Raw genomic sequence first — 12,011 nt, 5'->3', positions numbered from 1 at the left:
GACGATTAGCGTCATCATAGCAGCCATTCGCCGTCAGGCTTTGAGTTCGAGGAGAGAGACTACAATGTTTACCGTTATTTTTGGTCGCCCGGGTTGCCCTTACTGTGTACGCGCAAAAGAACTGGCAGAGAAACTGAGCAACGAGCGCGATGATTTCAACTATCGCTACATCGACATCCACGCGGAAGGCATCACCAAAGCGGACCTGGAAAAGACCGTCGGCAAACCGGTTGAAACCGTGCCGCAGATTTTTGTTGATCAGAAACACATCGGCGGTTGCACCGATTTTGAAGCCTGGGCGAAAGAGAATTTGAACCTGTTCGCCTGAGTACTGTGAGTGATGTCATAACGCCCTCTTCGGAGGGCGTTATTGGTTTTTACGCTGTCGCGGTCTGAACAAACTGCTGATGAACAGGAAGCATAAGGCTCCCAAAGCGCACCAGAATACGGCGCTGAATAACCACGCCATCTCCTGCCACAGCGAGCGAGTGGGCGTAAAGAAAAGACGCGTGAACAGCAAACAACAAGGTGCTGCAAGCATCGCGCCAAGGAGCGGTTTGATCACCTCCCGGCGATGAGAGCAAAAACTGGCGACCGCGCCTGGCAGCGTAAAAAACAGTAGCCCAATTTCAGGATGCCCGGCCGCCCGAAATGCCCCTTTCATGTTCATCGTCAGAAAAAGACAGACAACCACAAAGAGCACAAAGCAGCAGACCGCTCCTACCCAACCATGCTTATATTTCAATCTTTTCTCCTGACACTGTCTCTATCGAACACACTTTTCGCCAAAGGCGTCCAGTCAGATAAAGCCGTTCAGCATTCCGTGCCAAAATACGCCAACACGATTCTTATAGCCGTTGATACGTAATGAGATTAAACTAGCCAGATTATATTGTTGTGCCGCTTATATTCGGGCTGTGAATATGTCACAATCGCCCTTATTTGATGGCAAAACAGTAGCCTAAATTACCATTTCTTTCAACAGCTTACTCGTAAACAAGAAGTTAGTCTCCGTGAATATAAACGTCGCCGATTTGTTAAATGGGAATTACATCCTGTTATTATTCGTTGTACTGGCTCTCGGCCTGTGTCTCGGTAAATTGCGTCTGGGTTCCATCCAACTGGGTAATTCCATTGGCGTTTTAGTCGTCTCTCTCTTATTAGGGCAACAGCATTTCAGTATTAACACTGACGCACTGAATCTGGGCTTTATGCTGTTTATTTTTTGTGTCGGCGTTGAAGCGGGTCCTAACTTTTTTTCCATTTTTTTTCGGGACGGGAAGAATTACCTGATGCTGGCTCTGGTGATGGTCGGCAGCGCGCTGCTGATCGCCCTCGGTTTGGGTAAGCTATTTGGCTGGGACATCGGCCTGACGGCCGGTATGCTGGCTGGCTCAATGACGTCTACCCCGGTTCTGGTCGGTGCTGGCGATACGCTGCGCCATTTTGGAATGGAGAGCGCACAGCTTTCCCGGGCGCTGGATAACCTGAGCCTGGGCTACGCACTGACCTACCTGATCGGTCTGGTCAGCCTGATCGTCGGCGCACGCTATCTGCCAAAATTACAGCATCAGGATCTGCAAACCAGCGCCCAGCAAATCGCCCGTGAACGCGGTCTGGACACCGACACGAACCGGAAGGTGTACCTGCCGGTCATTCGTGCTTATCGCGTCGGCCCGGAACTGGTCGCCTGGACGGACGGAAAGAACCTGCGGGAGCTCGGCATTTACCGCGCAACTGGCTGCTACATTGAACGCATCCGTCGTAACGGTATTCTGGCAAACCCGGACGGTGACGCCGTGCTGCAGATGGGTGATGAAATCGCGCTGGTCGGCTATCCGGATGCTCATGCCCGCCTCGACCCCAGCTTTCGTAACGGCAAAGAGGTGTTCGACCGCGACCTGCTCGACATGCGGATCGTCACGGAAGAGATCGTGGTGAAAAACCACAATGCCGTGGGACGCCGTCTTGCGCAACTGAAGCTCACCGATCACGGCTGCTTCCTGAACCGCGTGATTCGTTCGCAGATTGAAATGCCGATTGATGACAACGTGGTGCTCAACAAAGGCGACGTATTGCAGGTCAGCGGCGACGCGCGCCGGGTGAAAACAATCGCGGATCGTATTGGCTTTATCTCGATTCACAGCCAGGTCACCGATCTGCTGGCCTTCTGTGCGTTCTTCATTATTGGTCTGATGATCGGCATGATCACCTTCCAGTTCAGCAACTTCAGTTTCGGCATCGGTAACGCCGCTGGATTGCTGTTCGCCGGGATCATGCTGGGCTTCCTGCGTGCTAACCATCCCACATTTGGCTACATCCCGCAGGGGGCACTGAATATGGTGAAAGAGTTCGGCCTGATGGTCTTTATGGCGGGCGTTGGCTTAAGCGCAGGCAGTGGCATCGGTCAGGGGTTAGGGGCAATTGGCGGTCAAATGCTGATTGCTGGTCTGATCGTCAGCCTGGTGCCGGTGATCATTTGCTTCCTGTTCGGCGCCTATGTCTTGCGCATGAACCGGGCGCTTCTTTTTGGCGCCATGATGGGGGCGCGTACCTGCGCACCGGCAATGGAAATTATCAGCGATACCGCGCGTAGCAATATCCCGGCACTCGGTTACGCAGGCACCTACGCGATAGCCAACGTGCTGCTGACACTGGCGGGGACACTCATCATCATCATCTGGCCAGGCTTAGGATAAAACTGAAGTTGTCCCTTAAGTGAAAATTTTTTGCAGATATGTAGAACTTTTCCTCAAGGTGTCAGTCATAACTAGTGCCACTGCTTTTCTTTGATGTCCCCAATTTGTGGAGCCCATCAACCCCGCCGTTTTGGTTCAAGGTTGATGGGTTTTTTGTTGCCTGCATTTCTCCTCTCCCGTCTTTACCCCCTTCCTCAACCATACTGACTGATGATCGGCATGAAGAGCAGGATCGTGTGGCGCAGGACATTTGTGTCGCCGGGGAGACAACCACTATCGCCCTCAACGATGCTCACCCGGCGATGCGTTTAACCATCTGCAGGATCTCTTCGCGCGTCATCGGCGTCCGGTCAGTCACAAAATGCAACGTCATTCCTTCAATAAAAGCGTCTAGCGCCCGGGCGGTAATAGGATCAAACCACTGCTCAAGCGTTCTCTGACTGGTTTGCATCCAGTCCTGCATCACACTTCTTAGCGTCGGCTTACGATTCATCATCGCGTACAGCTGATACATCAGCTCCATATTATGCGGCGTCGTCACTTCTGAACTGTAAATGAGGGTGGTGATCGATTCGCAGGCCATTTCCGGGCCGGTCACCCCGGCAAAAAAATCACGATATTGCTGCGCCATATCGCACGTAAAACGCGTGAACGCTTCTTCAATCAACGAGTCCATACCCTCGAAGTAATACGTCATGGATCCCAGTGGAACCCCTGCACAGCTGGCGATTTTACGATGCGTTACAGCACTGATCCCATGCTCAGCAATTGTCTCCAGAGTAGCCTGAAGTATCCTTTCCCGACGCTGCGGATCGTTTGGTCGTCTGCTCATAAATTCCCCTTCTGATTTATGTACAAATGTACACAAACTTGCTAGTGTTGTCGCTATTGTTGTACTTTTGGTGCTTCCCTGATGACATTGACTTCCTCCCGCAAAGCCCTGCAACGCCGAACCTGGGCGCTTTTTATGTTCTTCTTTTTGCCCGGCTTGCTGATGGCCTCTTGGGCCACGCGCACGCCCGCCATTCGTGACACGCTTTCGGTCTCGACGGCGGAAATGGGGGCCGTACTGTTTGGTCTCTCGATTGGTTCGATGAGCGGCATCCTTTGTTCGGCCTGGCTGGTGAAACGATTTGGCACCCGAAAGGTGATTCGCACCACCATGTCCTGCGCAATTGTAGGGATGCTGGTGCTAAGCCTGGCGCTTTGGCTCACCTCCCCGGTGTTGTTCGCACTGGGCTTAGGTGTATTCGGCGCCAGTTTTGGTTCCGCAGAAGTGGCGATCAATATTGAAGGGGCGGCCGTCGAACGTGAGATGAACAAAACCGTTTTGCCGATGATGCACGGTTTTTACAGCTTCGGCACGTTGGCGGGCGCGGGTATCGGGATGGCACTGACAGCCTTCGGCGTCGCGGCAACCACGCATATTGTACTGGCTTCGCTGGTGGCGATTGCGCCGATTTTTATTGCCATCCAGGCCATTCCTGACGGGACGGGCAAAAACGCCAACGACGGTTCTCATCACCAGGAAAAAGGCGTCCCCTTCTGGCGCGATATTCAGTTGCTGCTGATTGGCGTTGTGGTGCTGGCGATGGCCTTTGCTGAAGGGTCCGCCAACGACTGGCTACCGCTGCTGATGGTCGACGGTCACGGGTTTAGCCCGACATCCGGCTCGCTGATTTACGCAGGGTTCACGCTCGGGATGACCGTCGGGCGCTTTACCGGTGGCTGGTTTATTGACCGTTACAGTCGTGTGGCGGTGGTTCGCGCCAGCGCCCTGATGGGCGCGCTCGGTATTGGTCTGATTATTTTCGTCGACAGCGCCTGGGTGGCCGGCGTCTCTGTGATACTGTGGGGCCTGGGTGCATCGCTCGGTTTCCCGTTAACCATTTCTGCGGCCAGCGACACGGGGCCGGATGCACCGACACGCGTTAGCGTCGTGGCAACCACCGGCTATCTCGCCTTTCTCGTTGGCCCTCCGCTGCTCGGCTACCTCGGCGAACACTACGGTTTACGTAGCGCCATGCTGGTGGTGCTGGCGCTGGTACTGCTGGCCGCCGTTGTCGCCAGAGCCGTCGCCAAACCAAATTCAACTACGCAAACTGCGATGGAGAAGGGATAAATGGGTATTAAGTTAATTGCAGTCGATATGGATGGCACTTTTCTGAGCGATCAAAAGACCTATAATCGCGAACGTTTTCTTGCACAGTATCAGCAGATGAAAACGCAGGGTATTCGTTTTGCGGTCGCCAGCGGCAATCAGTACTACCAGCTCATCTCTTTCTTTCCTGAGATTGCCCATGAGATCTCCTTTGTCGCCGAAAACGGCGGTTGGGTGGTAAGCGAAGGCCAGGATATCTTTAATGGCGATCTGGCGAAATCCGATTTTACCGCCATCGTCGATCACCTGTTAACCCGCGCCGATGTCGAAATCATCGCCTGCGGTAAGAATAGTGCGTACACCCTGAAAGCGTACAACGACGAGATGAAAGCCACCGCCGGCATGTACTATCACCGCCTCGAATTCGTGGATGATTTCAACAATATCAATGACGTGTTTTTCAAATTTGGCCTGAACATCTCAGACGATCGGATCCCGGAAGTTCAGCAAGCCCTGCACGACGCCATTGGCGATATCATGGTGCCTGTTCACACCGGCTATGGCAGCATCGATCTCATTATCCCCGGCGTACACAAAGCGAACGGACTGCGCCTGCTCCAGCAGCGTTGGGGAATTGACGATAGTGAAGTCGTGGTGTTTGGGGATGGTGGAAATGATGTTGAAATGCTGCGCCAGGCGGGCTTTAGTTTTGCAATGGAAAATGCGGCAGATACGATTGCGAAGGCAGCGAAATATCGAGCTGGCTCAAACAACAAAGAAGGCGTCCTCGACATCATTGATTGTGTCCTGAAGAACGAAGCGCCATTTAATTAACAACGACTTGCGTTATTCACCAGGCTAAGGTGTTTACACCGCCATCCGATTTTATTGCCTGATGGCGGTGCGCTTAGCGGGCCAACAATGTCGCCATTACCCTTCCCGGGTATTCCCGGCCTGTTTATCTTTCAGGAAGATAAACATCAGCAACAGCCACAACATGCCGCTCGCCAGATTAAACAGGCTGAACAGCCCATTCCCGCCGAGCAGATAAGCGTGCTTACTCAGTTCAATCCCGACGGTAAAGATCAGCATTTGCAGCATTCCCATCGCCGCAGAGACCGTGCCTTTACTCATGTCGCTGGCGAACAGGGTGAGGCGCACCAGTCCGGCGTTGGCCACACCGATGCCAAAGGCGTAAACGCTCAGACCAGCCGTCATCCACAGATACGCATGGGACGAGACGACGGTGGCCGCCGCGGCGATGAGCAGTCCCAGCACAATCGGCCAGCCGCCCATGATGATGAGCGAACGCACCGTACGCCGAGCGGTCAGGCGCGCCAGCATCAGGTTCCCGGCGATCAGCGCGCCAAAAATCGGCACCTGTAGCAGGCCATACTCGTAGCTACTAAGTTGTTCGCCGCTGATGATAATAATCGGTGACTGGGCGATCCAGGCCAGCAACGGCAGGCTGACGAACCCCAGCGCCAGCGCGCCGGCGACAAAGCGCCCATTTTTCAGCACCAGTCTGTAATCATTACCCAGCGCCTTTAGCGATAGCGGCTCGCCGATCCGCGTGGCGGTCTCCGGCATCGCCCGCTGCAGACCAAAGAACGCGATCGCCGCCAGTGCGGCGAACAGCACAAACATGCCTTCCCACGGCAGGACATGCACCCACGCCGCTCCCACCAGCGGTCCAAGCAGTGGCGCTATCAGCGCGACGTTCGCCATCAGGGCGGTGATTTTAATACACACGGCCTCTTCAAAGGACTCCTGGATAGCCGCATAACCCACCGCGCCAATAAAGCACAGACTGATGCCCTGCAAAAAACGCAGCAGGGTAAATTGTTCGATGCTTTGCGCCAGCAGCGTTGCCAGGCAGGTGACAATAAACCACACCACGCCCGCTAACATCACCGGACGACGGCCAATGCGATCCGACAGCGGCCCTAACAGCCATTGCAAAAACATACCGCCGGCCAGATAGGCGGTCATGGAGGTGGGTACCCAGTCGATCCCCGCCTGATATTGTTCCACCACCGCCAGCATGCCGGGTTGGATCATATCGTTGCCAATGTAGGTGGAGAATTCGTAGAGCACCAGACAGAGAGGGAAAAGCAGCGCCTGACGTCCAAGACGGGCACCTTGTTGTAAACGGTTTTGCATGCAATCTCTTCGACAATAAAAAATCGCGCAAAGTGTAATGAAAGAGCCTCACCTGAGATAGTGAATTATGCGTGGTAAAAGCAAAATGCGCACATTTTTACCCGCTCATGAAAATCCTTCCCCGGGTTTAAGGTTAGTCTACGTTGACGCGGTTATGCTGAGTGAAAATCACGAGCGATGTCTGAAACACCTTCTTTTACAGGTAAATAAGACAATCCCTCTTTACCCTGCGGACGGACACTTTTATTCTCGGCCTGCCTGGATTTTCATTAAACGAACTGAGTCTGACTGCTATGCTGGAAAATATTAACTATTCGCTGTTCTACTTTATCAATGCCACGCCGGACTCGGCATCGTGGATGATTTCCCTCGCCATTTTTATCGCCAAAGATCTGATCAACATCGTCCCGCTGTTAGCCGTTGTTCTCTGGCTGTGGGGACCGCGTGAACAGGTTTGCGCGCAGCGGCAGTTGATCGTCAAAATGGCGATGGCGCTGGTCGTTAGCCTGCTGGTGTCATGGGTAATGGGACACCTGTTCCCACACGATCGTCCGTTTACCGATCGCATTGGCTACAATTATCTCCAGCATGCGGCAGATGACTCGTTCCCCAGCGATCACGGCACGGTGATATTTACCTTCGCGCTGGCGTTTTTGTTCTGGCATCGTCTCTGGTCCGGCGTTCTGTTGATGGTGTTGGCCGTCACCATCGCCTGGTCCCGCGTCTATCTTGGCGTGCACTGGCCACTCGACATGCTCGGCGGACTGCTGGCTGGGATGATCGGCTGCCTGAGCGCGCAGATGATCTGGCAAAAATTCGGTCCGGCCCTCTATCGTTCCCTGCAATACGGTTACCGCATCTGCTTCGCCCTGCCGATTCGTAAAGGCTGGGTACGTGACTAGACGAAGGAAAAAAGAGTAATATTAAGCGCACTGAAAGAGACAGAGCGCTTAATTATTCATCCAGGGGAATTATGGAAACACGTCGCGAAGAGCGTATTGGTCAATTGCTGCAGGCACTGAAACGCAGCGATAAACTCCATCTTAAGGAAGCCGCGACCCTGCTGGGCGTCTCTGAAATGACCATTCGCCGCGACCTGAATAACAACAGTGCGCCGGTAGTGCTGCTCGGTGGCTATATTGTGCTGGAACCCCGCAGCGCCAGCCACTATCTGCTCAGCGATCAAAAATCCCGCTTAGTGGAAGAAAAACGTCGTGCGGCGCAGCTGGCGGCAAGTCTGGTGCAGCCGCATCAGACGCTGTTTTTTGACTGCGGTACGACGACGCCGTGGATCATCGAAGCGATCGATAATGACATCCCGTTTACCGCCGTCTGCTATTCCCTGAATACGTTTCTGGCATTGCAGGAAAAACCGCTGTGCCGGGCAATCCTCTCCGGCGGCGAATTTCACGCCAGCAATGCGATTTTCAAACCGCTTGATGCTCAGGAAACCCTGAACAATATCTGTCCGGATATCGCCTTTTATTCCGCAGCCGGCGTTCATATCAGCAAAGGGGCGACCTGTTTTAATCTGGAAGAATTGCCGGTGAAACACTGGGCAATGTCGATGGCGCAACACCACGTACTGGTGGCCGATCACAGCAAATTTGGCAAGGTCCGTCCGGCGCGGATGGGAGATTTAAAACACTTTGACATCGTGGTAAGCGACTGCTGCCCTGACGATGAATTTGTCAGCTTCGCCAAAGCGCAGCGAATTAAGCTTATGTACTAATTGCCGTTTGCCGGACAGGCGTCAGCGCTATCCGGCAATCATCAGGACTTAAGAGAACCAGCTACCGAACCACTGATGAAATTTCATCAGTACGAAATCCCACATCCGGCCAAAGAAGCCGCCCTCTTCTACCGCCTCCATCACGATCAACGGACGCTGTTCAATCGATTTGCCGTTCAACTGGAAGTCAATCGTCCCGACCACCTGGCCCTTTTTCAGCGGCGCGGTGAGCTGCGGTTCCGTCAGCGTAAAGCTGGCTTTCAGGTTTTTCAGTTGACCGCGCGGAATCGTCACAGAACCGGCTTCGCCAGCCCCCAGATTCACCTCACTCTTGTCACCAAACCAGACGCGCTGGGTCACAAAGGTGGCATCCGGTTTGATAGGCGTTACGGTCTCAAAGAAGCGGAACCCCCAGGTCAACAGTTTTTCTGATTCATTAAAGCGGATACGGTCAGTTTTGGTGCCTAATACCACCGAAATCAGACGCATATCGCCCTGGGTGGCCGACGCGACCAGATTGTATCCGGCCCCGGCCGTGGTGCCTGTTTTCATGCCGTCAACGTTCAGGCTGGAGCTCCAGAGCAGACGGTTTCGGTTGGGCTGGCGAATCTTGTTAAAAGTGAACTCTTTCTCTTTATGGATCGCATACTCTTCCGGCACATCGTGGATCAGTGCTTTACCCAGCAGAGCCATATCACGCGCGGTGCTGAACTGGCCCGGCGCATCCAGACCGTGTACCGTCTGGAAGGTGGTGTTCGTCAACCCAAGCTTTTTCGCATAACCATTCATCAGACCGATAAACGACTCCTGGCTCCCTGCGACATAGTCTGCCAGTGCGATACAGGCGTCGTTGCCGGACTGAATAATCACCCCTTTATTGAGATCGGAAACCGCCACCTGATCGCCGGGCTTCAGGAACATGACCGAGGAGCCGCGCAGCGCCGGGTTACCGGTCGCCCACGCGTCTTTGCCTATCGTCACCATGTCGGTCAGTTTAATTTTGCCCGCTTTGAGTGCCTGCCCCACCACATAGCTGGTCATGATTTTCGTCAGACTGGCCGGATCCAGTTTCTCATCGGCATTGCCTTCAGCCAGCACCTTACCGCTGGCGTAATCCATTAAAATCCACGCGCGCGCATCGACGCTCGGCGGTTCAATGGTCTGTTCCGCCGCCATCACCGTCGGCGCAAAGAGAAAGAGAAGGGCTGAACCCGCTGCGAAATTGCGAAGGGAAGAAACGTATTGCGTCATAAATGCCACCCGAGTATCCATTCAAAAAATATACGTCATACCACCGTATAATAAGTGCGGTGAGTAATAACGCACTAAGAAGCGTAAGTGAACCGTAAGTTGGTAAAGTTTTTAAAGTTTATGCAATAACCCCCCGCTATGCCGCAACGGAGAGGAATTTTTTGTTGGCTGTTGCGTAAATGTTAGCTTTATCTCACCATGTGGAGTGAACGCAGCCCTGAGGCTGTCCATTTTTTGAGGGGTAATTATGATTACGCTGTGGGGCCGGAATAACTCAACCAACGTCAAAAAAGTATTGTGGACGCTCGAAGAACTGGAATTACCGTTTAATCATATCCTGGCGGGAGGACAGTTTGGCCTGAACCATGATGCCGATTATCTGGCGATGAACCCGAACGGTCTGGTGCCTTTGCTACGTGATGATGAAAACGACCTGCTGCTGTGGGAGTCCAACGCCATCGTGCGTTACCTGGCTGCCCAGTATGGACAAAAACGCCTGTGGGTCGAGTCACCGGCACGTCGGGCTGAAGGCGATAAATGGATGGACTGGGCGAATCAAACCCTCAGTCCAGCACACCGTGTGGTGCTTTTTGGTTTAGTGAGAACACCGCCGGAACAGCGCGATCACGCCGCTATCGATGCCGGAGCGAAACGCTGCGACGAGCTGTTCGCGATCCTCGACGCGGCGCTGGCCGACCAGTTATGGTTCTCGGGAAAAGCGTTTGGCACCGGTGACATCGCCATCGCGCCGTTTGTCTACAACCTGTTCAACGTGGGACTGACATGGACACCGCGTCCGCATCTTGAGCGCTGGTACCAGCAGCTCAGCGAGCGCCCGGCGTTTCGTAAAACGGTCATGATCCCGGTCAGCTAAGCCGTTCAGGTACGCGGGCTGACTTTAAGCAACTCGCCATCGGACTCGTCGGTTAAGACATACAGATAACCGTCGGGCCCGACGCGTACGTCGCGGATCCGCTGTTTTCGCTCACCCAGAATGCGCCCCTCTTCAGCGACCGTATTGCCATTCACCCTCATCACAATCACATTCTGGTCCTTCAGTGCGCCAATGAACAGTTTCTGCCGCCACTGAGGGAAAGTATCGTGGTCATAAAAGGCCATCCCGCTAACGGCAGGTGATTTCTGCCAGTAGAAAATGGGCTGTTCGGTACCTGCCACCTTTTCGCCCTGCGCTTCCGGGATTTTCAGCCCGCTATAGTTAATGCCCCATGTCGCCAGCGGCCAGCCGTAGTTTTTGCCTTTTTCGGGGATATTGATCTCATCTCCGCCGCGCGGCCCGTGCTCATTGAGCCACAGCGTATCGCTCCACGGATTCATCGCCATCCCCTGCGGATTACGGATCCCATAAGACCAGATTTCCGGGCGCGCGCCAGGCTGATTAACAAACGGATTGTCCGCCGGAACTTTTCCCTGTTCGGTCAGACGCACCACTTTCCCCTGCAGTTTGTCGAGGTCCTGTGCCGTCGGCCGCTGGTTGTTTTCCCCCAGCCCGATGAACAGATGCCCCTTACCGTCAAACACCAGTCGTCCACCGAAATGATTGCCGGTAGAGAGTTTTGGCATCTGCCGGAAGACCGTCTGGAAGTTTTCCAGCCGCGAAAGGTCGTCGCTGAGTCGACCATAGCCCACCGCGGTTCCTGCTTTTCCCTCTGCATCAGCCTGGGAAAAACTGAGCCAGACGCGCCGGGACTGGCGAAAGTCCGGAGCCAGCGCCACGTCCAGCAGACCGCCCTGCCCGTTTGCCCACACCTTTGGCACCCCAGGCAGCGGGTCAGAAAGCCCTTTTCCTGCCTGCCAGTGGCGCAACTGCCCACCCTTCAGAGTGATCAGCATGCCGTCGTCGCCCGGCAGAAAGGCCAGCGCCCACGGGTGGTCAAGTTTGGTTTGCAGCACCTCAACATTGACCGCAGGCGTTTTCGCCTGAGCAAACCAAGGGAAAATTAGCAATGTCATTACTGGGATAAGCGAACGACGCATAACGCCTCCTTGTTGACTCTGGTTAAAGCGTAGTCAGCGAAGAACGTCAGGAAGGCATTTTTACAAAAAC

Annotated in this window: 12 protein-coding genes; 7 read left to right on the top strand and 5 right to left on the bottom strand. The window is 54.1% G+C overall.

Going from position 1 to position 12,011, the window contains the following annotated elements; translation table 11 throughout:
• Positions 1 to 64: 64 nt before the first annotated feature.
• On the top strand, positions 65 to 328 hold the full coding sequence (locus tag HVX64_RS08820) for a GrxA family glutaredoxin (RefSeq protein WP_000495514.1): 264 nt from the start codon (positions 65 to 67) through the stop codon (positions 326 to 328).
• A 39-nt stretch (positions 329 to 367) separates the two neighbouring features.
• Here HVX64_RS08820 and HVX64_RS08815 read toward each other — a convergent pair whose 3' ends face one another.
• Positions 368 to 745 carry an inner membrane protein YbjM gene (locus HVX64_RS08815; protein WP_044256385.1) on the bottom strand — a complete coding sequence of 126 codons (378 nt, stop codon included), beginning with the start codon at positions 743 to 745 and terminating at the stop codon, positions 368 to 370.
• A 268-nt stretch (positions 746 to 1,013) separates the two neighbouring features.
• Here HVX64_RS08815 and HVX64_RS08810 point away from each other — a divergent pair, with 268 nt between their 5' ends.
• Entirely contained in the window at positions 1,014 to 2,699 is a 1,686-nt protein-coding gene (locus HVX64_RS08810) for an aspartate:alanine antiporter (RefSeq protein WP_043001240.1), read from the top strand.
• A gap of 292 nt (positions 2,700 to 2,991) precedes the next feature.
• Here the strand turns inward: HVX64_RS08810 and HVX64_RS08805 are convergent, their stop codons facing one another.
• Positions 2,992 to 3,531 carry a TetR/AcrR family transcriptional regulator gene (locus HVX64_RS08805; RefSeq protein ID WP_044256387.1) on the bottom strand — a complete coding sequence of 180 codons (540 nt, stop codon included), beginning with the start codon at positions 3,529 to 3,531 and terminating at the stop codon, positions 2,992 to 2,994.
• 81 nt (positions 3,532 to 3,612) lie between these two features.
• On the opposite strand from HVX64_RS08805, the gene HVX64_RS08800 reads away from it, so the two are divergent.
• Both HVX64_RS08800 and HVX64_RS08795 read left to right on the top strand, forming a co-directional pair.
• Positions 3,613 to 4,821, top strand: coding sequence for an MFS transporter (locus HVX64_RS08800; RefSeq protein ID WP_043001242.1), 1,209 nt, complete (start codon positions 3,613 to 3,615; stop codon positions 4,819 to 4,821).
• The gene (locus tag HVX64_RS08795) at positions 4,822 to 5,634 is read left to right on the top strand and encodes a Cof-type HAD-IIB family hydrolase (protein WP_043001243.1); all 813 of its coding nucleotides are present in this window, start codon (positions 4,822 to 4,824) and stop codon (positions 5,632 to 5,634) included.
• A gap of 96 nt (positions 5,635 to 5,730) precedes the next feature.
• Here HVX64_RS08795 and HVX64_RS08790 read toward each other — a convergent pair whose 3' ends face one another.
• Positions 5,731 to 6,963, bottom strand: a complete 1,233-nt coding sequence (locus HVX64_RS08790) for an MFS transporter (RefSeq protein WP_043001244.1) — start codon at positions 6,961 to 6,963, stop codon at positions 5,731 to 5,733.
• A gap of 293 nt (positions 6,964 to 7,256) precedes the next feature.
• Here HVX64_RS08790 and ybjG point away from each other — a divergent pair, with 293 nt between their 5' ends.
• Positions 7,257 to 7,865 carry an undecaprenyl-diphosphate phosphatase gene (gene ybjG, locus HVX64_RS08785; RefSeq protein WP_044256389.1) on the top strand — a complete coding sequence of 203 codons (609 nt, stop codon included), beginning with the start codon at positions 7,257 to 7,259 and terminating at the stop codon, positions 7,863 to 7,865.
• 71 nt (positions 7,866 to 7,936) lie between these two features.
• Positions 7,937 to 8,695, top strand: a complete 759-nt coding sequence (deoR, locus tag HVX64_RS08780) for a DNA-binding transcriptional repressor DeoR (RefSeq protein WP_043001246.1) — start codon at positions 7,937 to 7,939, stop codon at positions 8,693 to 8,695.
• A 48-nt stretch (positions 8,696 to 8,743) separates the two neighbouring features.
• Here deoR and dacC read toward each other — a convergent pair whose 3' ends face one another.
• Positions 8,744 to 9,946, bottom strand: a complete 1,203-nt coding sequence (gene dacC, locus HVX64_RS08775) for a serine-type D-Ala-D-Ala carboxypeptidase (protein WP_044256495.1) — start codon at positions 9,944 to 9,946, stop codon at positions 8,744 to 8,746.
• Positions 9,947 to 10,193: 247 nt separating this feature from the next.
• Between dacC and HVX64_RS08770 the strand changes: the two genes are divergently transcribed.
• A complete protein-coding gene (locus HVX64_RS08770) occupies positions 10,194 to 10,820 on the top strand; it encodes a glutathione S-transferase family protein (RefSeq protein WP_181825384.1) in 627 nt (208 codons plus the stop codon).
• A 5-nt stretch (positions 10,821 to 10,825) separates the two neighbouring features.
• Here the strand turns inward: HVX64_RS08770 and HVX64_RS08765 are convergent, their stop codons facing one another.
• Positions 10,826 to 11,941 (bottom strand): PQQ-dependent sugar dehydrogenase, encoded by a 1,116-nt coding sequence (locus tag HVX64_RS08765; protein WP_044256393.1) that lies wholly within the window; start codon positions 11,939 to 11,941, stop codon positions 10,826 to 10,828.
• Positions 11,942 to 12,011: the final 70 nt, after the last annotated feature.

It is taken from the genome of Citrobacter sp. RHB20-C16 (assembly GCF_013890155.1).
Classification (GTDB): Bacteria; Pseudomonadota; Gammaproteobacteria; order Enterobacterales; family Enterobacteriaceae; genus Citrobacter_A; species Citrobacter_A amalonaticus.
Note: the sequence above shows the minus strand (reverse complement) of the source record. Positions and strands in the feature narration are given on the sequence as shown.

What these genes read in the sequence shown, in the direction of transcription:
- ybjG (WP_044256389.1), top strand. Translation starts at nt 7,257, where the DNA reads ATGCTGGAAAATATTAACTATTCGCTGTTCTACTTTATCAATGCCACG.
- deoR (WP_043001246.1), top strand. Translation starts at nt 7,937, where the DNA reads ATGGAAACACGTCGCGAAGAGCGTATTGGTCAATTGCTGCAGGCACTG.
- HVX64_RS08765 (WP_044256393.1), bottom strand. Translation starts at nt 11,941, where the DNA reads ATGCGTCGTTCGCTTATCCCAGTAATGACATTGCTAATTTTCCCTTGG.
- HVX64_RS08820 (WP_000495514.1), top strand. Translation starts at nt 65, where the DNA reads ATGTTTACCGTTATTTTTGGTCGCCCGGGTTGCCCTTACTGTGTACGC.
- HVX64_RS08795 (WP_043001243.1), top strand. Translation starts at nt 4,822, where the DNA reads ATGGGTATTAAGTTAATTGCAGTCGATATGGATGGCACTTTTCTGAGC.
- HVX64_RS08790 (WP_043001244.1), bottom strand. Translation starts at nt 6,963, where the DNA reads ATGCAAAACCGTTTACAACAAGGTGCCCGTCTTGGACGTCAGGCGCTG.
- dacC (WP_044256495.1), bottom strand. Translation starts at nt 9,946, where the DNA reads ATGACGCAATACGTTTCTTCCCTTCGCAATTTCGCAGCGGGTTCAGCC.
- HVX64_RS08805 (WP_044256387.1), bottom strand. Translation starts at nt 3,531, where the DNA reads ATGAGCAGACGACCAAACGATCCGCAGCGTCGGGAAAGGATACTTCAG.
- HVX64_RS08800 (WP_043001242.1), top strand. Translation starts at nt 3,613, where the DNA reads ATGACATTGACTTCCTCCCGCAAAGCCCTGCAACGCCGAACCTGGGCG.
- HVX64_RS08770 (WP_181825384.1), top strand. Translation starts at nt 10,194, where the DNA reads ATGATTACGCTGTGGGGCCGGAATAACTCAACCAACGTCAAAAAAGTA.